18 protein-coding genes are annotated in these 25,333 nt (G+C 38.5%); 12 read left to right on the top strand and 6 right to left on the bottom strand.

All coding sequences use genetic code 11. The annotated features are described in order from the left end of the window. The first annotated feature begins 49 nt into the window (after window positions 1–49). The 8 genes from QNI22_RS29590 (at window position 50) to QNI22_RS29555 (ending at window position 13,538) form a co-directional block, all read left to right on the top strand. Window positions 50–3,502 carry a SusC/RagA family TonB-linked outer membrane protein gene (locus QNI22_RS29590; protein ID WP_314516565.1) on the top strand — a complete coding sequence of 1,151 codons (3,453 nt, stop codon included), beginning with the start codon at window positions 50–52 and terminating at the stop codon, window positions 3,500–3,502. Window positions 3,503–3,521: 19 nt separating this feature from the next. After that, entirely contained in the window at window positions 3,522–5,030 is a 1,509-nt protein-coding gene (locus QNI22_RS29585) for a RagB/SusD family nutrient uptake outer membrane protein (RefSeq protein ID WP_314516563.1), read from the top strand. Window positions 5,031–5,303: 273 nt separating this feature from the next. After that, a complete protein-coding gene (locus QNI22_RS29580; protein ID WP_314516562.1) occupies window positions 5,304–5,771 on the top strand; it encodes a response regulator in 468 nt (155 codons plus the stop codon). A gap of 61 nt (window positions 5,772–5,832) precedes the next feature. Beyond that, complete coding sequence (locus QNI22_RS29575) at window positions 5,833–7,038, top strand: hypothetical protein (protein WP_314516561.1); 1,206 nt, start codon at window positions 5,833–5,835, stop codon at window positions 7,036–7,038. Between the two features lie 371 nt (window positions 7,039–7,409). After that, window positions 7,410–8,660 carry a helix-turn-helix transcriptional regulator gene (locus QNI22_RS29570; RefSeq protein ID WP_314516559.1) on the top strand — a complete coding sequence of 417 codons (1,251 nt, stop codon included), beginning with the start codon at window positions 7,410–7,412 and terminating at the stop codon, window positions 8,658–8,660. 221 nt (window positions 8,661–8,881) lie between these two features. Then, window positions 8,882–11,293: a DUF5060 domain-containing protein gene (locus tag QNI22_RS29565; RefSeq protein ID WP_314516558.1), complete on the top strand. Its 2,412-nt coding sequence runs from the start codon at window positions 8,882–8,884 to the stop codon at window positions 11,291–11,293. A 362-nt stretch (window positions 11,294–11,655) separates the two neighbouring features. Beyond that, a complete protein-coding gene (locus QNI22_RS29560) occupies window positions 11,656–12,369 on the top strand; it encodes an XRE family transcriptional regulator (RefSeq protein ID WP_313987327.1) in 714 nt (237 codons plus the stop codon). Between the two features lie 224 nt (window positions 12,370–12,593). Next, window positions 12,594–13,538 (top strand): hypothetical protein, encoded by a 945-nt coding sequence (locus QNI22_RS29555; protein WP_314516557.1) that lies wholly within the window; start codon window positions 12,594–12,596, stop codon window positions 13,536–13,538. A gap of 45 nt (window positions 13,539–13,583) precedes the next feature. Here QNI22_RS29555 and QNI22_RS29550 read toward each other — a convergent pair whose 3' ends face one another. From QNI22_RS29550 to QNI22_RS29525, 6 genes are all read right to left on the bottom strand, one after another. Further along, complete coding sequence (locus tag QNI22_RS29550) at window positions 13,584–14,915, bottom strand: NAD(P)/FAD-dependent oxidoreductase (protein ID WP_314516555.1); 1,332 nt, start codon at window positions 14,913–14,915, stop codon at window positions 13,584–13,586. A gap of 544 nt (window positions 14,916–15,459) precedes the next feature. After that, window positions 15,460–16,476, bottom strand: a complete 1,017-nt coding sequence (locus QNI22_RS29545) for a sugar phosphate isomerase/epimerase family protein (RefSeq protein WP_314516554.1) — start codon at window positions 16,474–16,476, stop codon at window positions 15,460–15,462. A gap of 367 nt (window positions 16,477–16,843) precedes the next feature. Then, window positions 16,844–18,391 carry an FAD-dependent oxidoreductase gene (locus QNI22_RS29540; RefSeq protein ID WP_314516553.1) on the bottom strand — a complete coding sequence of 516 codons (1,548 nt, stop codon included), beginning with the start codon at window positions 18,389–18,391 and terminating at the stop codon, window positions 16,844–16,846. A 161-nt stretch (window positions 18,392–18,552) separates the two neighbouring features. Then, window positions 18,553–18,984 (bottom strand): hypothetical protein, encoded by a 432-nt coding sequence (locus QNI22_RS29535; protein WP_314516552.1) that lies wholly within the window; start codon window positions 18,982–18,984, stop codon window positions 18,553–18,555. A 125-nt stretch (window positions 18,985–19,109) separates the two neighbouring features. Beyond that, window positions 19,110–19,628 carry a response regulator gene (locus QNI22_RS29530; protein WP_314516551.1) on the bottom strand — a complete coding sequence of 173 codons (519 nt, stop codon included), beginning with the start codon at window positions 19,626–19,628 and terminating at the stop codon, window positions 19,110–19,112. Between the two features lie 287 nt (window positions 19,629–19,915). After that, complete coding sequence (locus QNI22_RS29525) at window positions 19,916–21,337, bottom strand: MBL fold metallo-hydrolase (protein WP_314516550.1); 1,422 nt, start codon at window positions 21,335–21,337, stop codon at window positions 19,916–19,918. Window positions 21,338–21,574: 237 nt separating this feature from the next. On the opposite strand from QNI22_RS29525, the gene modA reads away from it, so the two are divergent. The 4 genes from modA (at window position 21,575) to QNI22_RS29505 (ending at window position 25,306) form a co-directional block, all read left to right on the top strand. After that, the gene (modA, locus tag QNI22_RS29520; RefSeq protein WP_314516549.1) at window positions 21,575–22,351 is read left to right on the top strand and encodes a molybdate ABC transporter substrate-binding protein; all 777 of its coding nucleotides are present in this window, start codon (window positions 21,575–21,577) and stop codon (window positions 22,349–22,351) included. 27 nt (window positions 22,352–22,378) lie between these two features. Continuing rightward, the gene (gene modB / locus QNI22_RS29515) at window positions 22,379–23,056 is read left to right on the top strand and encodes a molybdate ABC transporter permease subunit (protein WP_314516547.1); all 678 of its coding nucleotides are present in this window, start codon (window positions 22,379–22,381) and stop codon (window positions 23,054–23,056) included. Between the two features lie 34 nt (window positions 23,057–23,090). After that, window positions 23,091–23,978: an ABC transporter ATP-binding protein gene (locus tag QNI22_RS29510; RefSeq protein ID WP_314516545.1), complete on the top strand. Its 888-nt coding sequence runs from the start codon at window positions 23,091–23,093 to the stop codon at window positions 23,976–23,978. 272 nt (window positions 23,979–24,250) lie between these two features. Next, on the top strand, window positions 24,251–25,306 hold the full coding sequence (locus QNI22_RS29505; protein WP_314516544.1) for an LIC11966 family surface protein: 1,056 nt from the start codon (window positions 24,251–24,253) through the stop codon (window positions 25,304–25,306). Window positions 25,307–25,333 lie beyond the last annotated feature (27 nt).

Below are 25,333 nucleotides of genomic sequence, written 5' to 3'. Positions count from 1 at the left end.
CTCCTCGCACACTATATAGTATTTGCTATCACTTAACACCTGTTTAAATATGAAGTATTCAAAATTACTCCGCTTGAGCAACCTGACCCTATGTTTATTTCTGGGTTGCTATATGATTGGATTCTCACAATTGCTGGCTGTAGGTACATCGTATCGTGACACTCAGCAGAATACTGCAACCAAAAGCCTGAGAGCTGCTTTATTGGATCTGGAACATACCTACAGGGTGTCCATTCTTTTTAACAGTGAGATGAGAGATGTATATGTTCCTTATCAGGAAGGAAAAACATTTTCAAATCTGGAGGATGCGTTACAGAGCCTTTTCAGAGATACAGAACTTACGTACAAAAAAGTCCGTGATAATTTTTATGTAATTGTACTCAAAGAAAATCCGGCGTCACAAAGTAGAGAACTGGATCAGGCTTATATACCCAAAGGGATTCAGCCTCTGGCCTCTTCTGCTATGACCCTAAACTACTCACTACCTCTTGGAAATCATCCAATAGAACGCACTATAACTGGTAAAGTTACTTCATCTGAAAATAATGAAGCAATTCCAGGAGTAACTGTACTGGTCAAAGGTACTACTAATGGAACTGTTACAGATGCGGCAGGAAACTATCAAATCAGTGTGCCGGATAATGGAGGCACATTGGTATTTAGTTTTGTTGGGTACACTACGGAAGAAGTGGCTATAACCAACCAGACAGTAGTGAATGTAACTCTGTTGCCTGATATTAAGGCATTGGGAGAGGTTGTAGTAGTTGGATATGGTACTCAGCAAAGAGATAAGCTAGTAGGCTCTGTTGCTTCAATCAAGGCAGAAGATCTACGTACCCAAGGTGTCAATACTGTTCAAAAGTCATTGCAGGGACGTTTGGCTGGGGTAAATATTGAATCGTCAGGGGGGAATCCTGGTTCTGGTGTTCGTATCCTGGTTCGTGGTACAGGTTCTTTCTTTAATAATGATCCATTATATATAGTAGATGGTGTGCAAGTGACCAATATCAGCAATCTGGCACCTTCAGATATTGCTTCTATTGATGTATTGAAAGATGCCTCTGCCGCTGCTATTTATGGTTCAAGAGCTGCCAATGGTGTGGTGCTGGTAACTACCAAGTCAGGTAAGCAGGGTCCTCCTCAGATTACAATCAATGCGTATGGAGGAATGCAGAATATTATCAAGAAAATGGATGTGCTTAACGCGTCTGAATGGGCTACCGTAAGTAATATGGCACATGACAATGCGGGTTTGCCCCGTCTGGATGTTGCTCAGAATCCGGAATCACTGGGTGCAGGTACTGACTGGCAAGGGGCGATTTATCGCGCAGCACCTGTACAAAGTTATGAAGTAGGTGTGGGTGGTGGTAGTGAAAATTTTACTTATAATTTATCCGGAGGTTACTTTGACCAGCAGGGAATTGTTAAAAAAACGGATTATAATCGGGTAAACCTGCGTATGAAAAGCGATTTTACCAAGGGACGTCTTAAGATTGGTGAAACTGTGATCCTTACGCATGAATACTGGCGCAATATGGCCGGTGGCTGGGGAGGGCAAGGAGGAAATCCGGTTGGCTCTGCTCCTAAAATGATCCCTGTCTTTGATATATATGATCCTGCTGCAATTGGTGGTTTTTCCGGAGTTTCAGGACCTGTAGTAAATGTTGCCAATCCAGTAGCTCAATTATATTTGGAAGATCCCAAAGTATATGCTACCAATATCATTGCTAATCTATATGGAGAGCTAAAAATACTTGATAACCTGAAATACAAATACAATATCGGGTATACTGGTAATTTTGGCTACAATTATACGTATACTGCTCCTTATGTAGTAGGAGGTTTGTTTACTAACCCAAATAGTGATCTGACAGAAAGCCGTAATCAGACTACCTTTGTATTACAAGAGCATACATTGAGTTATGACAAAGCCTTTGGTAAACATAACCTACAGGCATTGCTAGGCTTTGCTTTCCAAAAGAATCAGTACCGTGGTCTGACTGGCTCAAAAAGTGGTATGCCTGATGGAATAGAAGTCCTGGATGCAGGTACAGGTAATATTGCTGCTGGAGGTAATGCGTATGAAAACTCTCTCGAATCCTATTTTGGACGTTTGGTCTATTCATATGATAATCGTTATCTGGTTACCATCAATTTTCGTCGGGATGGTTCTTCTCGCTTTTCGCCTGCTTACCGATATGGTAATTTCCCTTCAGTAGCTGTTGGTTGGAATATATCTAATGAAGGTTTTTTTGATCCTGTAAGAACAGTTGTTAGTACATTCAAAATCAGAGGAAGTTATGGTGTACTTGGTAATCAGGAAATTCCCAATTACTCCTATATCCGCACAATTGATCTGAATCTTAACTATGTTACCGGGCAAAATCAAACATTATGGCCTGGCTCTATTCAGAGATCTTTGGTAGATCCAAACATTAAATGGGAAGAGTCCAGGACAGTAAACGTAGGTGCAGACTTTGGTTTTTTAGAGGATAAAGTCTCCCTTACTGCTGACTATTTTGTGCGTAAAAATACAGATTTGCTTTTGCGTGTACCTCTGCCTTTATCTATGGGTTCAGGTAGTAATCCGGTAGTAAATGCCGGTCAGGTTACTAACAAAGGTATTGAGCTGGCATTATCTTATCGAAACAAGGTGGGTGAACTTTCTTATCAAGTGACGGGCACATTTACCTCTATTAAAAGTATTGTAGATAAATTAGGAACAGGTACACAAGAGATAAGTGGCGGACAGCCTACACACCATGGATCTGCTACTACTTTATCTAAAGCTGGTGAGCCTATTGGGTCATTCTATCTGATTAAAACAGACGGTATATTTAATTCTCAGGCCGAAATAGATGCTTACAGTAAAGATGGACAACCTATTCAGCCTACTGCAAAACCTGGAGATATCCGTTTTGTGGATGCTAATAATGATGGTATTATATCAGATGATGACCGGGTTAATGCAGGCAGTCCCAATCCTAAATTTTCGTATGGTTTCGGTGGAAATGCCAGTTGGAAAGGATTTGATCTAAGCGTGTTTTTTCAGGGAACTTATGGCAATAAAATCTATAATGGATTGCGTCAGGATTTGGAAGGAATGAACCTGGAATGGAATTATGCTAAAACTACACTCAATGCCTGGACACCTGAAAATCACACAGATTTTCCAAGAGCAGTTATCAATGATCCTAACCTGAATTCACGGGTGTCTGATCGTTTTCTGGAAAGTGGATCGTATATGCGTCTGAGAACTTTACAGGTTGGCTTTACTATTCCCAAAGCATTAACGGATCGCATTAAACTAAATAGCTGTCGGATATATATAGGTTTTGATAACTTATTTACTATTACAAAATACAAAGGCTATAATCCGGATTTGGGCCGATACTCTTCTTCCAATGAAAATCAGGGCATATTTGATCGAGGTGTAGATTATGGACATGTTGCCTATCCAATCGCCAGAACTTCTATGCTTGGACTGCAAATCTCTTTGTAAAACCACAACTGATAAACCTATGAAAAAATACATAATTCTTTTGACAATGGTTCTTTCTCTTGGGGCTTGCAAGAAAGAACTGGATACAGTGAATCCAAATGTTATTGTTGCTGAAAACTTCTGGAAAACGGAGGGGGACTTTCAATCTGCATTAGCCGCTACCTATAAGGTGTTTCATGATGTAAATAATGGATACTGGGGTGTGAGAGGAGTAGAACTTTCTAATGGGAGGGGAGATGACTTCTTTATTCGGAATGATGTAAAAGATCTCTATCAGTTGTCAACCTTTACTAACACTCCATCAACAGGTACACCATCCTCTATTTTCTCTGGTGCTTATACAGGTATATTTCGTGCTAACCAGATTATCGAAAATGCTGTTACAGCACCTATTACAGATGATCTGAAGAAACAATTTACAGCTGAGGCACAATTTATCCGGGCATTAAACTATTTTATCCTGGCTATAAACTTTGGAGCTACACCTATTATTACAGCAGTTCCAAAAAGTCAGAGTGAGTATTTTGTAAAACAATCGCCAGAAGAGGATGTCTGGCAACAGATTGTAACAGACCTGCAAGCTGCAAAAGCTGCATTACCTGTTTCTTATCCTTCTGAATGGGTGGGAAAGGCTACTCAGGGCGCTGCTATTGGCTACCTTGGAAAAGCCTATCTATATATGAAGAAATATCCTGAAGCGGAAGCAGAGTTTAAATTGTTGTTGACTGCTCCCTTTAGCTATGACCTGTTACCTAATTATGAAGATAACTTTAAACCGGAATTCGATAATAACAAGGAATCCTTATTTGAGATACAGGTGCAGAATGTAGGGGGAACTAACCCTTGGGCAGGTGAAAATGCCAGTGAAGCCTTAGGGGTTACTACCGCCCAGGAATTTGCACCTACAGAAGTAGCAGGTTGGTTTGAAGCATCTGCCACAGACAAAATGTTTACTGAATTTCAGAAAGAGAAAACGACAACAGGAGACTTTGATCCACGTATGTATGCTTCTATTGTTTGGAATTATCCGGGGGCTATGTATTATAACCGGCCGTTTACTGAATTTAAGCTGGTGTTTGGCTATAGTTCTATGATTCGTAAGTACCAAAACTGGTGGGCGGATAATGAGCAGCCTAATGGTGTATATGCATCAGATATCAATGAAAAAACAATGCGATTTGCTGATGTATTGTTAATGCTCGCAGAAGCACAGACCATGCAGGATAAAGTAACAGATGCTTACGAACATGTAAACCGTGTTCGTAACCGTGCGAAACTTGCCAACCTGCCTGCCGGATACAATCAGAGCCAGATGATGACTGAAATCCGCCATCAACGTATGGTCGAGTTTTTTCGGGAAGGGATGCGCTTTTATGATCTGAAACGTTGGGGATTACTTGAGGAGGAAATAGAAAATAGTGACAAGGTTGGAAAAGAGTTTTTTAACCTGCAACGTCATGAATATTTCCCTATTCCTCAGAATGAAATTAATACTAATCCTAACATTGAGCAAAATCCTAACTGGTAAGTTAGAATACTATCAAGAATAAAAACATACCCTGATCAATCTGCTTGGTCAGGGTATTGTTTTTCTATACTTTCTAAAGTTAACATTCTTATAAAGAACTTCATTCAATCCTTGTCCACCTTTTTGTCACAGTGTTTTCTTTTATAGAGAAGATAGTAATGATATGTTTACCAAACAGTGCTTCTAAAGTATGGGATACTCTGATAAATAACTCCCTACAACCTTGTGATGCTATTTCCATATCTCCTGATTGGAAAAAATACCTGATTGAAAATGAAATACTTTGTGCATAACTCTTTTGAAGTAAGTAGTTTATCTATGAACCCATTAAATGCGAAACTATATACATCCTTCTCAAATGCACTTGTTATTGATGATGATGTAGTGGATTCGCTGATCACTAAAATAGTCTTAACCAAATCCGGATTTGCCAAAAATGTAATCGTATACAATTCCATTCCCGCTGTTAGTGAATATCTTGGAGTTGTATCTTCAGAAGAATATCCTCAGAGTGTAATTTTGGATATGGACATGTCTTATCAGAAAGGTTTCGATTTTCTTTGTTTTCTGGAAAATTATCCTTCTTTCCTCAAGGAAAATGGTTATCTGTATGTACTGAGTAGTTCATTTACTATGATGGATACAAAACGACTGTATAGATTTTCTCGTGTTTGTAAGTTTTTACAAAAGCCTATGACAAGGCAATTGGTTTGGAAGCTTATGGATTCTTTGGAGTCCTGAAAAATCTGGATTTATATCTGTTATACCCTCCTATGTGACCACTTACAACCTTAATGATTGAATGCTCCCTTTATTTTCACCAACGGTCTTATTATTTGTTTCTTTATCTCTTATTAGTCTGCTGATCTTCTTGTTGTGCGCTATAATTCTGGAAGGAAAGTTCTTATATCCTTCATTGCTTACCAAATGGCTGGTGAAAAAGAAAAAGTATGAGGGTATGGATGAGCAGTTAGCTATATCTGATACTGTGTTTGGGGTGGATGATCACGTTTTTATAGAAAGTTCTTCTCAACAGATTGTATTACCACAGGAAGAACAACAAACAAAAGCTTTACTGGATTTGTCTATCCAGTTAAATAAAGATATATATAGTCTGGAAAAGGTTTGTTCTGAGACACTTGAGTTTTTACTGTCCTATATTTCTGCTTATCGTTGTACTATTTTTGTTCCTGCGCCATCAGCCGATTCGCTTACAATTCAGGAAATTTCTACTCTTGAACTAAAAGCTGTATCTTTTTTTGATAAACTGGTATCTGTAGACAATACATCTGTAGAGAATAAATGTAATATCCATACTTCGCTTATTGGTCAGGCCTACCGATCCGGCAAGAAGATAGAGATGAACCTTACCAGCATTCTATCCAGATTACAAGAGAGGAATCGTACTGCGACTTCAACTAATCCAGATACTCATTTATTCTCTTTTTATGACCCTTTGTATACCACTCAATCAAACACACATGTATTCGTAAATAACCTAAAGGAGAATGAGACGGAAAAGGATTCTTTAAAGGCTTGTTTTCTTTTAATTGTTCCTTTTGTACATTCCAATCAGGCAGAGGCTATCATGGAAGTAAGAGGATTTGAAAACTTTGAACCATCTCAGATTTTATTTATAGAAAGGACAGGATATCTATTGGCTACATTACTTGCTGGAAGAAGAACTCTTTTTCAACAATTAAAATCTACCATGAAGCAGGTTATAGTATGGCATAATGCTGCTGAAATGAATCTTAAAGCAGAAATGATCCAAAAAGAAATAGAACAACTAAAATACCTGCAAAAAGAATTGATTAGTGATCTTCATGACGCCCGTAAACTTAACAAGGAAAATACAGATAAGCTTTTGGTGTTAACTATGCAGAATGAGCTTTTAGCCGATTTGGTAAAAGATTTGAGAGTTAGAGAGTCGGAATTGTTGCATGCGCTGCTAAAAAAAGAACAACAGCTAAAAGCGTGCTATAAATACAAGCCACATGATAACTAATTTATATTGTTTTACCACCTGATAATTCTCTTACTTGTGATAGTACTGTCAGGTATTCAAAAATCTACTATAAAGTCCCCTATAACTTCTTCCGAAATACTAACCACTATTAACCCATTAAAACCTATTTCTTATCAGATTTACCTGGATAACTGATTATAAAATTGCATATTGTGCTTCCCGCCTTTGTGTGTAATTTTAGTTGTTTTCCTTCCAGGAGATACAGACTAGCTTTCTATAAATAAACAAGATTATGTCTTGGGATAACTTTTATAGCACGGCTTGTCTGTTGTTAAATGAGTATAATCAGTTGTATATACAGTTCCTCTACTGTATTGGATGGTATATCTGATAGATAATTGAAGTATACAATGACAGCCGCAAAACAGTTTATTAGCAAACAGACTCTCTTCCTGGGAGTCCTTATTATTATTTTACTGCTTCTGTTAAATATAGTATTTACATACCACAACAACAGAATCATGCAGGAGAACAGGCAACTACAAAAACAGGCGGAAGAAATAAAGGTCGCTGTATCTCAGGCAATTTATATCATACATAATGCTGACCTTGCTTTGCGGGGATATGCTTTGTTTAAAGATGCCAAGTATTTGCCTCCTCTCTACTTTGCCAATGAAGATAAAGATTCCATTTACCTGACAATTGAGCTACCATTGCGTAAGCAAAATTATCCGCTTACAGAATTTAATCAATTGAAAGATTCTATTAATGCGTATGTTCATTTATGTATGGATATGAAAGTGCTGTTTGATCAAAAAAACTTTTATGAATTTGAACGTTTGGCTAATCTGGATAAAGGACACCATTTATGGCTTCAATACGAGAAGTTTATGCGAACTATTCATGTCTATGAAGATACGATCAACCTGAGTGCGCAACACCGATATGATGAGGCTGAGAAAAGGATCTATCTGGTGCAGTTTCTTTTGCTTCTTTTGTGTGTGCCTACATTACTCTTTACTGCTTTTCATACACATAAACGGCTCATAACTGCCGAGGGGCTTAAAGAAGCCAAAGAGGAAAATGCGCGCTTACTTGCTGAACAGAATATCACTTTGGAGAAAGTGGTTATAGAACGAACTGCAGAGATTGCCAGACAGAATAAGGAACTTAAAGAAAAGCATCAGCAAATTATTGTACAGAACATCACCCTAAAGGAAATACAAAAACAAAAGCTGGAGATATACACACAGACAATACTGGAAAAAACTCAGATCATTGAAACTATACAACATGAACTGGAAGAATTAAGAAATAGTCGGTCTGAAAATGAGGGCTCTGTTGATAATGAAATTGTTGAAAAGATAAAGGTTATCTTACGATCCCGAATTCTTACAGAGGAATCCTGGCAGCAGTTCAGAACAGACTTTGAAACAGTATATCCTCTTTTTTTTGCTACTCTGCGTTATCACTATTCTGATATCACTCAGGCAGAGCTTAGACTTTCTGCTTTAATAAAACTTAATTTATCCTTAAAAGAGTCTGCAACTATTCTTGGAATTGCCCCTGAAAGTGTAAAAAAAGCCCGGCATCGGCTTAGAAAAAAATTAAAGGTAGAAGAGGAAGAAACACTGGAGAAGTTTATTCAGACATTAGCCTGAAATATCATGTGAAGTTACATACAATGAAGACTGTACAATCTTATCATTGTATAACACAAAGCTGTACTTATCTTTTTTACCAATCTATTTGTGGTAAACTTATTTCCACAAATAGATTGGTAGTTAGAAAAGTTAATCCAAACAATTGTCTCCTGTATTGCAATTGGACTCCACTTATCAAATCAGGTTTTATACAGACTTCTCCATTAAATTAATCTCTTATGAAGAGACTCTTTTCTATAGTAAGTGTGTGTTTATTTCATACCTATACAGTTGTTGCAGGCGTTATTCAATTCCCTGTTCTTAATAAAACATCATTTCAGCAGTATGAGAAGGTTGAACTAACCTTTCAGATTAATCAAATATATAGCAATCCTTATGATCCGGATATTGTAAAAGTAGATGCTGAAATAATAACACCTGAAAATAAAACTGTACTGGTCCCCTGCTTTTATTACATTCCTGCAATATTCAGTATCAACTCAGCTACTGAAAGTACTACAGGAGCTTCCTGGAAGCTTCGTTATACACCTGTGCTGGCAGGCAGTTATCAAATCAGGATAAAGATTGTGGATGGCACAACGACTGTTTCTGATCCTATATCTTTTACTGTGACAGCAGGTAGTGCAAAAGGTTTTGTTCGGATTGATGCTGGTAATAAACAGTTTATGCGTTTTGATAATCAGACACCCTATTATCCGGTAGGGTACAATCTATGTTGGAACAATAGAAATCTGGTAGATTTTTATCACACATGGATTACACAGCATATGAATCCCAATGGAGTGAACTGGATGCGATACTGGCTTACTGACTTTGCCCGACAGGCACTCGAATGGAAGCCTGGACACTGGTCGGATTGGTACAATGGATTGGGAAGGTATAATCAGTCTGCTGCAGGTATACTCGATTCAACAATAGCATTGTGTGAAGCCAATGGAGTTTACATGCAACTGGTAATGCAACATCATGGCCAGTATTCAACTAAGGTCAATTCCGAGTGGGCTGATAATCCATATAACATAGCCAATGGTGGTTTTCTTTCCAATGCAGGTGATTTTTTTACCAATGCAGATGCCAAAAAGCAAACGCAGAAAATGTATCGTTACATTGTAGCTAGATGGGGATATTCGCGCTCTATTATGAGCTGCGAGTTGTTTAATGAGGTAGAATATTCAGACGGGACAAATACAGCTATTGATAACTGGCATGACGAAATGAGTCAGTATCTGAAATCTATTGATGTAAACCAACATATTGTCAATACCAGTAGTGGGAAAGATAATTCTACTCTTCCTTTGTTGAATGACAATGTTGCCATGGATCAGCTTCAGTGGCATACCTATTCAGGTAGTATTGAGAAGGTTGTATATAACCAGATACAAACATTTATTCCCTATACCAAATCCATGATGAATGGAGAGTTTGGCAGTGGAACTGAATATCCGCAGAATGGCTCACATCCGGATAACTGGGGAGATCATGTGCGCAAAACCATGTGGACGAGTATGATGAGTGGAGCACCTGCTATGTTCTGGTTTTGGGATATTTATATTGAAGCCAAAGGCTTATACAGTATGTATAAGCCACTCAGCCAGTTTATGAATGGGATAGATATTGTAAGTGAAACAGATGGTATATCTCGTAAAATTCCGTTTGCCAATAATCCGGCCATAGTAGGTACAGTCAATGTCGCTCCCGGAGTGTCAGATTGGTCGGGAACCAACAGTCCAGACCCATTTACAAGTACTATTGATGCCTCAGGTACTGCCTCCAACACAGCCACTTTGACAAATTATATTCACGGCTCCTGGCAGAATCGTAACAGGGATCTTCGATTTACAGTTACTTTTCAAGGTACAGGCTCTGTTACATTGCAGGTCAACGACCTATCTGGTTCCGGAACCAAGACGATAGAGGTCTATGTTGATAATACACTGAAAACAACCTGTAATGTTACGGCTAAGGGATCATTTACGATAGGCTCTATCCCTGCCGGACAACATGTAATTCGTCTCTATAATTCAGGCCAGGATTGGGTACAGTTTGGTCAGATTCAGTTTACCAATGTGACCATTCGTCCATTGGAGGCATTGGGGTTTACAGGTACTAAAAAGGCATATGGGTATGTAAACAATACAACCTATGGTGAGTGGGCTGACTCTACAACTATTACCGTAATCAGTAGTGCTTCCCTAAAGGTTGGAAAGATGGAGAAAGGAATCTATGACGTCTCATTTATGAATCCGGTGACAGGTGATTTGATAGGCCAGAGCCAGATTACAGCGACAACAGATTCTCTTACTGTTCTTTTGCCTTCATTCCGAAAAGATCTGGGGTATAAGATAGCCTACATATCTCCTGGACCTACTGCCACAGAGAGAAATACCAATAACTTTGGATTATTATATCCTAATCCCAGTGGTAATTATTTAATTATTGAGATAGAGGATGCTGCCACCATTCGTTCAGTAGTGGCTTATACGCTGTTAGCTGCACCATATAAGTTGCCTTATACAACCCAAGGTAACAAATGTTATGTGAATACTTCCTTGTTGCCTTCTGGTCAATACTGTCTCACATATACAACACGCAACGGGCGAAAAGCTTCATCCCGTATTATCAAACAGTAGACATCATACCTGTCACCGTCATTATCAAACAAAAAGCTCTGATTTATTAAGTCAGGGCTTTCTGTTTATGTAGGAAGTAATGTGTTAGTGGTCAGCAGTATGCATAATTTAGTTTTCTGTTTTTAATAGTTTTTTATTGAAAAGTATTGTTGTTTATTATTTTTGCCGTTGAAGAGTTGTATTTAGTTGTAGTATATTGTTCTTTAGTTCATAGTTTTAAAGAGAGAAATCTTGTTTTTAATACGTTAAAACCTGACAGGCGCTAGATGTATTGTTTTTGTATTGGTTTTTGTGCTAGTTAATCCTATTACATTTCAATAGGTCTGATTAATTTTTTTCATTCGCTTACTTACTTGTTTTCTATGTCTCAAAACCGCGCTATTCGTTTATCAAAACTTCGTCGGCAATCTGGCCTTACTTTAAGAGAAGTATCAGAAAAAATAGGGCTATCTCACGGTCGTATTGATGCGTATGAATCAGATTCCTCTATTAAGATCAAACGCCATATTCTGGATGCACTGGCAAGTTTGTATCATACCACTGTAGATTTTATTGAAGAAGGAATAGAACCCGAAGGAGCAGAGACCCATACTCGAGAAGTCAATATTGCAGAAATAGATCGTTTGAATGACAGACAGATAAAACGTCTCCGAATTCCTATCATTCCTTTGTCTGTGAGTGCAACCTTTCTGGAAAATGTAGATGGTAGTTTTGTCTATGACTGGAAAGAACTTTCCAATTTGGAGCAGGAGAGTGTGGTAAAAGAACCAGGTGTACGTTATGATGGAAAGACTGTCGTTTTTAAGGTAATCAACTATTCCATGTATCCTGCCATCAAGCCGGGTTGTCGCATATTGTGTACCTGGGTAGAAGATGGTAACTGGCAGTATGCCCAGGGAGTTCATGTACTATCCTTGCGAACAGGCATGCTGATTGTAAAGCGGGTTCGTAAATATGAAGAAGGGCGTTTATTGCTGGTAAGTGATAATCCGGACCATGGAGAAATGTGGGTAGGACTAAGTGATGTGATTGCTATCTGGAAGGCTGAATACAAAACATATGAACTGATCGAGTAGAGTTGGCATTGTACCATTTTATTTCAGGGTTTGCAACGGAGTATGTTTCTGCAAACCCTGATTTATTTTATAATAGGTGTTTGAGATTACATTCGAGGTGCTTTTCTCTTATTATTGCAATAAATCTTTCTTCGTCTTTTATGCATATAGCAACATATAACCTTAGAGGTGTATAAAAGCAAGTAGTAGAAAGACTTATCTATACTCCGAATAGTATGCATACTATGTGCAAATGTCTGATTTATAAGGTTATATATGTGAACCTGATTGCTGTGACTATCAGTTCTGTCTCTTTTTCTCAGAACAGGTCAGGGATTCGATCTGCAGATTATTGTGCACCTGCTCTTAGTTATACATACGATACACTGTATTTCCCTAAATCTAATATTGAATCAATCCTGAATGAAGATACAAGTCTGGTCCGGCGATTTTCCCGACATGATCTTCTGGTTGCCAATGCTGTTGGAATTATTCCTTTGCTGCAACAGTGGATGAGAGCCAGGAAAAATGTTACAACAGATACCCGATTAGAACAAACTATTATACAAAGCAAAATACAGAGCCGTTTGCATCTGGCTTCTACGGAGATTGCAAGTCTGGCTGCCGAACTGGATTGTGCCGGAGAACATGCCGATCAGCTGGCAACTTACCTGGATCAGAAAGATGAAAAACGAATCAGAAAGCTGACCATATTATCTATCGTTACTGGAGCTGTCACTACAGGCGCGACTGCTTTGGTTGATAATGAACAAACGAACAAAGTAGTAGGCATTGGAGGTGGACTTATAAGTGCTGTATTGGGAGGGATGGCTGCATTTTCATCGCATAGAACCTTGTTTGTAGAACATAAACGCAATCTGCTTACAGATATTTGGAACGAAAACCATAACTCTTCTGTATATTCTCCTTTTGTATGGTATATGTTAAATGAGAAGTCATTTAGCAATACAGCTCAAATATCTGTTATTCAAAATATTCGGAAGCGATGGCAGGCATATGCACTGAATGGGATGAACAGCCGGGAAGTAACCTTATATTTTGGCCCTGGCGGAGAGTATCAGCAAGATGACCTCCATACCAGAGCCAATATGTTAAATCAACTGCAGTCTTCTGTACGTTCTATTAACCAGGATTTGCAAAGCCTTATGTTAGCCTTATCTGGCTGGTAGTCTAGTGAGAAAACCATTAAATCAACAGTGTCACCTCTCCATTAGCTAGTTAAGTGCTTTGGGAACTTCTTCTTCTACAGGCTTATTGGATTTAGGATTGCCAATGATGAGGCGTATACCTTTATCATAACTTATATAACTCCATATCCAGTTAAGAAATACAAACAGGCGGTTCCGAAAGCCAATGATGGATATAAGATGGACAAACATCCAGATAAACCAGGCAAACCAACCCTGCATTTTATATTCCTTTTTGTTGATTTTCAGATCTGCAACAGCCCGATGACGTCCAATAGTAGCCATAGATCCTTGATCTTTATAGTGAAAGGGCTTTAACGGTTTGCCAGTGAGGATACAGGTCAGATTCTCACCTAAAAGCCTGCCTTGCTGGATAGCAGGTTGGGCCATCATTGGATGTCCCTGAGGATTGTCAGGTGTAACCATTGCTGCAATATCTCCAATGGCAAAAATATTAGTATACCCAACAACTTTGCTATATTCATCTACCTGTATGCGTGACCCTTTGAGAATACATTTTTTATCCAGTCCTTCGATAGGGGCTCCAGATACACCTGCTGCCCAGATGAGTGTACGAGTAATCAGTTTTTCACCAGAATCGAGCACTACAGTGTATCCATCATATGATTCTACCCGTCTGTTGAGCCACACCTTTACATTCAGATTCTCTAAGAACTGTAGTGCTTTCAGTGATGCTTCCTCTGACATACCATTCAATATACGTGGACCACTCTGTATAATATGAATGTCCATTTTCAGGAAGTCCAGTTCTTTGTAATCGTTCGGAAATACATGTTTACGCAGTTCGCTTAGTGCTCCTGCCAACTCTACTCCTGTAGGACCTCCTCCAACGATTACAAAATCAATCAGACTGTTTAACTGTTCATCATCTTCAATTTGTAATGCTTTTTCAAAGTTGGATAGAATCGTGTTACGAAGTGAGAGGGCATCAATGATATTTTTTATAGGAATTGAATTCTTTTCAATTTCTTTGTTCCCATAAAAATTAGTGGTCGCTCCTGTGGCAATTACCAGATAGTCATATCGCAGAAATCCAATAGAGGTTTCTACAACCTGAGTCTGGGTATCAACAGAAATCACCTGAGCCAGACGAAAAAAGAAATTGGGTTGTTCATCAAAGATCTTTCGGAAGGGGTAAACAATAGATTCAGCTTCCAGTCCGGCTGTAGATACCTGATACAAAAGAGGCTGAAAGGTATGGTGATTGGTTTTATCAATCAGTACTACCTGTACATTTACTCCGTTCAGCGATTTTGCTAGCTCTATACCTGCAAATCCGCCACCAACGATTACTACGCGTGGATTTTCGGAGTCTGGAATTCTGGCTTTATTACCCATGTACTTTTTAGGAAAGATATGTCAAATGTAGAAATACAAGAATAAAAGCAAGGCTAAAAATAATTGGACCTGAATATAACTAAAGACTACAGACAGACTATTGTGTGTGTGTAAAAATATATGTCAGATTTATGTAAGATTTTTTTCGGAAATCGCTTACTTTTTTAAGTCGAAACGGATATAAGTATAGTATTATGAAAGACTGTCGCAAGGTTACAGAGCTTTGACAGATCAGAGTAGCAATATGAATAGTGTGTAAGTATTTATTTACGTTTTACAAATTTTATCTTTATCCATCCCATGAAAACTACTTATATCAATTTGGTCACTTTGTTATCGTATTCTTTTTTAAGAAATAAAACGGTTGGTTGGATCTTCTATTGCAGAGTGATCCTGATACTATTAGCTGTATGTTATTTTACAATTTATATGTAAGATGCCAATAAGAAGGTATTTCTACTTCTTATTCTGACATAATAAAACAAAAAAAGACGTTGGTATAATCAATTACACCAACGTCTTTTTTTGTTTCAGGACTACATTCCTATCCGTTTTTTTCAAGTGTTTGGCGGCAGTATTCTACACACTTGGCAACTTCCTTGACTGCTGTGGAACCTTCAGGTATCTGATATTCCAGTTCAATTGTTCCCGGAAATGTGTACTTGTTTTTCCGCATGAGTTGTAATATATCTTTAAGAGGTGTGTCTCCTGTGCCCCAGGGGAGATTTTCTTTTCCATGATCAGGATTTTGTCTGTCTTTCAAATGGACACTTGCAATACGGTCGTGTTTAGCCTCAAGTAGTTCCAAGGCATTGTATCCTGCTGCGGTGTAATGTCCCAGATCACAGTTTAGGGCATTGTATTTGGATTGTCCCAAGGCAACATCCCATAAGGTAGGAGTTTGCTGAAGGTGTCCATGGTATGCAACCAGGACTTTATGTTTAGCTGCTATGTTCGCGAGACGCTGGGTTTGAACTGAATCTGTTGGCATTTCCAGGGTAACATGGGTGGCTCCCAATGCTTTTGCTGCCCGCATACCATAGTCAATTTCGCTATCTGTATTGTTAACTCCAAATGCATTAGGTTTATATGCATATATGCTTACTCCAGCAGCTTTGTACATGCTACGAAGCTGTTCAAATTTATCCATAGCAACTTTTGTCCGCCAGTCTGCTATGTCTTTGGCCTTGGCTGCCTGTTCAGCTTTTTGCTCAGGTGTTAGTTCTGGTCGTTGACCTGGAGTTCCTCTGAAGGGCTGCATCGGCTCTGTAGAAGCATGGGGTGCTCCTGCAAATGCTTCTGCTACGTTTCCCATCAGTTCGATAGCGCTGATATTACACTCAATGCAGTATTGGAGAATTTGTTCTGCATTGCTTGGCAAACTTCTGAATGAATATGTGATTACACCTATCTGAACTCCATTGAATTTTGAATTGGGCTTACCCAGATTTTTCAGAATAGCAGGAGCACTGAAAACAGATTGTGGCAATAGAACTGCTCCTGTCAAGGCTGTAGTTACAGTTCCCAGGAAATTACGTCTTGTGAGTAGTGGCTGTTCCATATAGCAATGGGGAATAGGTTGACAAATACGTTTATACTCTGGTTCCCAATGGTTTACCAGGGATATACCAGCTTTTGAATGATTAGGTGTTTGGGTAGCATTTAAAAAGACATTTTCTGACAGGGAAGATGTTTTATTTATAAAGTACAAAAAATTGTTAGACTCCTGCAATTGGTTTAAGCTTTTTGTAGTTTATTTTCGACAGGCAGGTTATTTTTACCTACAATTAGTATTTATAGACTGTTTAATAATCAGGAGAGTAATTAGACGATATGATAGGAAATGGTTTAATTTCAATGGCGAATAGTGAGTATGTAGTTAAATAAATAAAAACAGGTACAAATTGATGCTTGTACCTGTTTTGTATTTATTCTCCATCTGCTTCTTCCAGTTCATCTATATTGATTTTTTCCAGATTACTACGTGCTGGTCCCGTCAGGAGTTCGCCATCACAGGAGAAACGAGATCCATGACATGGGCAATCCCAGCTTTTTTCAGTACTATTCCAGGCTACAGCACATTTGGCATGAGGGCATGTCGGATTTACAGCATGTATGCGTCCATATTCGTCTTTGTACATAGCTATGGAGGTGCCTTCGTATTCCACAACCCGGGCTTCATCATGTGCCAGATCTGCCAACTCTCCAAGATCACTCTGAGAAAACCATTTACTGGCGAATTCCTTTATAACATCTGCCTGTTCTTTCACAAAAGAAGTAAATCCTGCTACTGGTTTTACTCTGCCGGGAGCAAACAAATCTTTATAAGGGCTTTGACCTGTAGTGAGCAGTTCATTGAGTACAATAGCTGCCACTGTACCAAGTGTCATACCATTTCCACTGAAGCCTGTAGCAACATAGATATTGTCAGACGCTCCTGGTAAATGTCCTATATAAGGTAAGCCGTCGGTTGTTTCAAAATATTGGGACGACCATCGGAATGCAATCTGATCTACATCAAAATACTGTCTTACATGGCTTTCCAGATTACGGAAGCAAGTTTCTGTATTTTCCATATGCGCTGTTTTATGATCCTCTCCACCCACAATCAGATAACGTTTACCATCTATGTCCTGAGTGCGATAATAATGGTAAGGATCCTGCATGTCATATACTAAAGCGTCCGGGTATTGTGCCTCATTGTTTAGTGTTACAGCCAATACATAACTTCGATAAGGAGCGCAACGGAAGTGCAACAGATTCACACCAGGAGGTATATGTGTAGCATATACTACTTGTCTGGCCTGAATAGTTCCCTGAGAAGTGGGTACCTGAATAATATCTCCTTCCTCGATATTTGTTACTTTGCAGTCTTGCAATAAGGTTCCGCCTGCTTTTTCAAAGGCGTTTGCCAGGGCATATAGATAGCGGGTAGGATGAAACTGTGCTTGTTTATCAAAGACCAGTGCCTTCTGAAATGAAACATTTATTGGAATCTGATTTGTATATTCGATGGAAATTCCTGCTTTACGGGACGCCTCAACTATTTTGTCTATATACTTTGCCTGTTCTTCATCCTGAGCAAAGAGATACCCAGGTAATTCTTTAAATTCACAGTTTGCCTGATAGCTGTTAGCCAGTTGCCTGATCATTTCAATAGCTTCACGGGTAATCCCGGCTACCATTTGAGCACTTTTCTCATCGAAATTACTGATTAGGGTATGGTAATCCGTATCAAGCATGGTATTCAGATGGGCTGTAGTTCCTCCTGTAGTTCCAAACCCAATAGAGTTTGCTTCTGCAACTATACAATTCTTACCAGATTTTTGTAATAGAAGGGCTGTTGTTATACCTGTGATCCCTCCTCCAACGACCAATACATCATAAATTTTACCAGATTTCAGGGCTTGGTTGTCTGACTCATAATCAGGTATCTGGTCTTGCCATAGGCTGGTTGTTTTTCCATCTCTTCTCATAGCTAGTTAATTTTTATAGGTTGTATTAACTATGCCTAAAAAAGGATGCCTCTTGGAAAGCTATGAGTATTGAGTATGTAGCTATACTTCCACACTTATTTTCCAAAGTGTGGAGTGCACAATTTTTATGCTGTTTAGCTATTTTTTTGCTGTAGAATTTCTCAGGACCTTGGAATAACTCTTTGCTGGTCGTTCATAGGAGGTGCTGCTCCTTCATGATTTGTTAGTCCTTTATTTTCACTTATCTGATCATCTATCTGTCTGTGAATGTCCAGTTGCTGAAGAACACTTTCAAGTTCTGCTGCAGGTCTGTCAACGATTTGCATTATATCATTTGCAAAGGACCTATAGGACAGGTTCTGTGTTATATAAAAATGTAATAATTCGTGACTGGCCTCATATAGATGCCTCATCAAAGTGAGGCTTTCCTGAAAGTCCTGATTCTGAAGATTGTCAATTTGTTCATCACATCCATTCTGATAGTGTATCGCCAATTGGAGATGATAGACAAACATATTCTTTAATTCTGAGTCCTTCTGCACTTTATTGAGCAACCACTGAAGGTTTGCTGGTTGTGAGTAGGTCATTTGCATAAACCCTCCTTTCATTTAGTTACCCGTATTCCGATAGATATTCAGAGACCTGTAATAAACATCGCAACAGTCCAAATATCTTTATATAGAATGTAAAAGATGGTGCCTCCGCTAACAGGTACATGTTAAATCTGGGTAACCAGCTTTAAATCTATAGCCGTAAGGGGTTTTAATAAGCAATCTTTAACAAGTGGATATTGCTGTGCACGCTGAAGATCATATTGATTTACATATGCTGTAAGCAGACAAACGCCTACTTTGATGCCTGTGTCTTTGGCACTGGGAACAGTTCTGAATAATTCCATCAATTTATCCAGAAATTGCCATCCATCAATACCAGGCATAATAATATCAAGAAATATCCAGTCTGGTAAAGAGGTATAGTTACCCAAAAGAAAGTGCTTGCGAATAAGAGTAAGAGCAGAAACAGCAGAAGAAAAACTTTGTAGCTTTACTTTTACTTTTGATTGTGTATCTGTTGGAAAGGGCTCAGCTTGTTTGTTACTTTCTGTATCTGATGTGTATAGTGGATGGGTGTATTCAACAGGAATAGAAAGAAGCTGATTTTTACCGACTGTTTTTTCGAGTTGTTTTTCAAATATTAGTCGGGAGGTCTCGTCATCGTCAATTAAATAGTATAGCATAATTTATAAGGCTGTTTTGTTTGAAACTATGCACCATCCTGAATATTATTCAGGGAAATTATCTGAAAACAACTGTCAATAAACAAAACAGGATATAAAGAGAGTATAAAAAAGACATTTGTTTAACTCTCAAAAAAAGCATGCCTTTAAGAAGAATGAGCAGAGATTTCAGATAAGACTGAAATAGATTGTGATGAGAATAGCAGGAGAGATTGGAAGGATGCTTATTTTTCTCTTTGCTCCATCCTGTAAAAAAAACAGTTGACAGGATGGAGTGAGCTATCCTTTTATAGAAGAGTTGTAGGGCAGACATACTCTGTTAAAGGAACTTTATTAACAGACTTAATGGCAGAAAACCCACCTTTTACATCTACCAAATTTTGAAAGCCACGAGCTTTTAATATAGAAATAGCTGTCATAGATCGATAGCCACCTGCACAATGCACATAATATGTTTGTTCAGGCTTGATTTGTGACATGTATTGATTAAGAAAGTCTAAAGGTAGATTTTCAGCACCTACAATGTGCTCAGAATTGTATTCGCTTCTTCTACGTACATCTAAAACTGCTAGCTTGGAGTTTTCAATAAGTAGTTCCGAGAATTGTTCTGCTGAAATGGATTCTATCTGATCCGTTTCCATCTGAGCTACTTTCCAGGTTTCAAAACCACCCTCCAGATAACCTATACAGTTATCATACCCTACACGTGCCAGACGGGTAATCGTTTCCTGTTCTTTTCCTGATTCTGTGACCAGTAAAATCGGTTGTTTAAAATCGGGTATCAGTGTTCCTGCCCAGGACGCAAACTGCCCGTCCAGACCTATATTGATCGAATTAGGAATGAATCCTTTGGCAAAAATCTGTGCATGTCTGACATCCAGTATAATAGCGTCTGTTGTGTTTGCTATAGCTTCAAATGTACCAGGAGAAAGTGCCTTATTACCTCGTTCAATAACCTTATCCAGCTTTTCATATCCTTTGATATTGAGTAATACATTATATGGAAAATAACCAGGAGGGGGCATTAATCCATCCAGAACTTGCTGAATAAATTGTTTTTTGGTAAGGTTGGGATTTAGTGCATAGTTGTGTTTTTTCTGATTACCGAGAGTATCAGTCCTTTCGTTGCTCATTTTCTTACCACAGGCACTGCCTGCTCCATGACCTGGATAAATGATAACCGTATCAGGTAAAGGAAGTATTTTGGTATGCAGAGAATCATACAGATGTCCGGCAAGTTTTTCTTCTGTTAGTTCGCTGATTACATGCTGCGCCAGATCCGGGCGTCCTACATCTCCAATAAAAAGGGTATCTCCGGTAAATATAGCTACTTCCTTCCCTTGTTCATCCAGCAAAAGATAACACGTAGATTCCATGGTGTGTCCAGGTGTATGAATGGCCCGAATACTGATTTTACCAATTCGAAACTCTTGGCCGTCTTCGGCGATAAGGGCTGGGTAGGCAGGTTGTGCGGATGGTCCAAACACAATATCTGCTCCGGTTTTCTCGGCAAGATCTAAATGTCCTGATACGAAATCAGCATGAAAGTGTGTTTCAAAAACATATTTGATTATGACATTATCCTGGTTTGCCCGTTCAATAAAAGGTTGGATATCCCGTAGCGGATCTATGACAGCAGCTTCTCCGTCTGATACAATATAGTAGGCTGCTTCTGCCAGGCAACCTGTATAGATTTGTTCGACTTTCATGGTTAGTAGTTGGTTTCAGATGAAAATAGTATATAGAGCAAAATTAGGCTCTCTAAACCATGCGTTATGTAACATTTACTACACTAAAAAATGATTCTTGTCAGATTTTCAGCAAGACAGAATGATCCTTTATAAATTCAGATACTTTCTCTATCAACGAGTTTGAATAGGCAATCCTTTTTTAGTAGGATAGTATCTTTCATGCCTTATTTTTGTGAAAGCAACTACTTCAACACAATGAAATATACAATTCTTGGATTGCTTGTCTTCTTATTGTTTGCGAATGGAGTATCTCCTTTAAAGCTTTCTACTCCTAAAGAAGAAGAAATTACTATTGCGGCGGCAGCTGATCTGCGATTTGCCATGGATTCACTGGTGACCGTCTTTAAAAAAACGTATCCATCTTATAAAGTGACTGTTATCTATGGTTCTTCGGGTAAGTTTTTCCATCAGATCTCCAATGGAGCTCCCTTTGACATGTTCTTCTCTGCTGATAAAGAGTATCCGGTACAGCTACAGGAAAAAAAACTTACTGCATCCTCTGTGAAACTCTATGCAATTGGGAAACTTGTACTATGGAGCAAGAAACTCAATCCAGTGACAAAAGGTATGAATATAGTGCTTGATCCTTCTATCAACAAAATTGCGATTGCGAATCCGGAACATGCTCCTTATGGAAAGAAGGCTAAGGAAAGTCTCATTCACTACAAATTGTATGATAAGATAAAGTCTAAACTAGTATTAGGTGAAAATATCTCACAGACTGCACAATATATATCTGTTGGTGCTGCTGACATTGGGATTGTTGCCTTATCATTGGTGATGAGTCCTGAACTTCAGAATCAGGGAAAGTATTATGTTATTCCAGATACTACACATACTCCTCTGGAACAAGCTTATGTAATTTTAAAGCGTGGTGAAAAGAAAAAAGGGACACAGCTATTTTCTACTTTTATAAGCTCTCCCTCTGCTAAGTCCCTATTACAAAAGTTTGGCTTTTCTCTTCCTAAGTAGTATATACTAACAGGTACAAATGGATTTATGGAAGAGTATCTTGAAACATTGTTGCTGACATGTCAGCTGGCTTTTTGTACAACCTTTATTTTATTGATACTAAGTATTCCTCTGGCATATGGTCTGGCGTTTTTCCGTTTTCGGATCAAGCCCATTATAGAAGCCCTGATTAGTTTACCTCTGGTATTACCACCTACTGTATTGGGGTTCTATCTGTTGGTTACATTCAGCCCCGAGAATATGCTGGGACACTGGTTGGAGAAGTATCTGCATGTTTCACTTAATTTTACCTTTGCGGGCATTCTGATAGGCTCAACAATATATAGTTTGCCTTTTATGGTACATCCTATACAGGCAGGCTTTGAAAATTTTCCCTCTATTCTACTGGATGCTTCCTATACTCTAGGCAAATCGCGGATGACTACTCTATGGAAAGTGATTTTACCGAACATCAAACCTTCTCTGCTAAGTGGTATTGTACTTACCTTTGCACATACTATGGGAGAATTTGGCGTGATTTTGATGATTGGAGGCAATATTCCCGGTGAGACGCGTGTAGCATCTATTGTAATTTATGATCTGGTAGAAGATCTGAAATACAAAGAGGCTAATCAGTATGCCTTGGCTTTATTACTGTTTTCCTTTGCCTTGTTAATTGCTTTATATCGATTATCCCGAAGAACTCAGTCACATACACTATTTTAAGTGAGACACATTGTGTTGTTTATTCATGTCACCTATGATTGATATCCAACTCTCTAAATATATCCATACCTCAGAAGGGAATCAAATGCTTACGATAGAGATGCAGATTGAAACCGGATCCGTTGTGGCTTTGTATGGAAGTTCGGGTGTTGGAAAGACTACCTTGCTTCGGATGCTTGCTGGGCTAACGAAACCTGATGATGGACATATCGAGGTAAACGGACAAATCTGGTTTGATAAGAAAAAAGGCATTCATGTAAGTCCACAAAAGAGAGGGGTTGGGATGGTGTTTCAGGAATATGCCTTGTTTCCCAATATGACAGTACGACAAAATATTGAATATGGCTTGGCTGATCATAGAGATAAACGATGGGTAGATGAACTTTTGGAACTGACTGATCTGACTCAACTAGCCGCCCGAAAACCAGGTACATTGTCTGGCGGACAACAACAGCGTGTGGCTTTGTGTCGTACCCTGGTGTGTAAGCCTTCATTGCTTCTTTTGGACGAAGCTTTTTCGTCTCTGGATCAAGCAACCAGAACTCGTTTACAGGATGAAACCCTTCGGTTACACAGGCATTTTTCTCTTACAACCATTCTGGTAAGCCATGATATAGAAGAGATTCGTAAGATGGCCGATGTTGTAATAAAAATAGAACAGGGGAAAATAATAAAGAAGGGGAGGCCCGCAGATCTATTATCTTCTCCAAAACAATATCATCATTTAGAATTAAAAGGCATTCTTACTAAAATAGAAATAGTAGAAGGAGGTTCGATTCTTACTATCTATGCATCTGATAGCACCCATCGGATCTTTCAGGATAGTGGTGCTTCCACACTACAAAATCCTACTCAATGCAAAGTAGGAGATACCATTGTTATTACTCTTCCCTATGAATCATCCTCAGTTCGCAAATTGTGAGTAACTAACTCATTACCAGAAATTAAGAGAATTTGAAAGAAAATATTATAAGATATGGTCTGTATGGGTAAGTAATGTCTGTAGATAAAATGTTGTGAGTGAGTGTGTTGTTGAGTTGAAGCTATAGGCAAATAAGAAGAATGGACAAATTCATTACATTCTGGCAAACTCTTCTCCCAACACCCTAAATAATTGATTCTGAAAAAAGAATTATCTTTAGGGGAAATTACACCGTCAAACATGTTTTTATTTTAAAACATATTAAACACTTTATGAAATATACATTACACTCCATTTTCTGTTTTATTTCTTTTTTCAGTATTACACAAATTTCAGTACATGCACAGGATTACAATCCCAAACAGGCAGGTTCTTATATGACCTATATAAGTCAGCAACATCGGGAGATTACAAAAGACTTTCTTAGTTATACAAGTGCAGTTGGCCATGGAAAAAGTGCCCGAAAGATTGAAAATCGCCGAAAGGAGTTGATTAAAACCGTAGCAGAAGCCCGTCAGAAGGTAAGTTCAATGCCTGCTTATGAAGGAGATAAGACATTACGCGATTCTACAGCCAATTATTATTTGATTACCTCACATATCTTAAATGAAGACTATGGCAAAATCGTGAATCTGGAAGATGTAGCAGAGCAATCGTATGATGCTATGGAGGCTTATCTGTTGGCTCAGGATCTTGCTAGTGAAAAAATAGAACAGGCCAATGACCGTCTTCAGTTAACAGAGAAACTGTTTGCCAAAGACCATAATGTTCAACTGGTTGATACAAAAGATGAGTTGTCCGAGAAAGCTGCAAAAGCTGGGAAAATAACAGATTATCATAGAGTGGTATATCTTATTTTCTTCAAAAGCTATAAGCAGGAAATGTATTTGAGTGAAGCAATTCAGAAGAAAGATATCAATGCTATTGAACAGAGTAAAAATACTTTGTTAAAGTACAGCCAGGAAGGAATTGAAAAATTGAAAGCCACTCCTGCCTTATTTAGTGATAATACATTGGAAAGCGGATGTCGGCAGGCACTACAATTCTATATTCAGGAATGTACTACACAGATTCCGGTAATGACAGATTTCTATTTGAAAGAAGAAAACTTTGATAAGATCAGAAAGGCATTTGAAGCAAAACGTGAAAAAGAAAGAACCAAAGACGATGTTGCTCAGTATAATAAAGCGGTTCAGGATATGAACAAAGGTATTAATGATTTCAATAGTGCAACTACTCAGTTAAATAATGGACGCAAGAAAGCCATTGAAGGGTGGAATAATGCTTCTTCGAAGTTTCTGGATGTACATACACCTAAATACAGATAGTATTTAATTACTAAACAGATGGTTACC

The organism is Xanthocytophaga agilis, from assembly GCF_030068605.1.
GTDB lineage: Bacteria > Bacteroidota > Bacteroidia > Cytophagales > 172606-1 > Xanthocytophaga > Xanthocytophaga agilis.
This window is presented reverse-complemented; position numbering and strand designations above follow the sequence as displayed.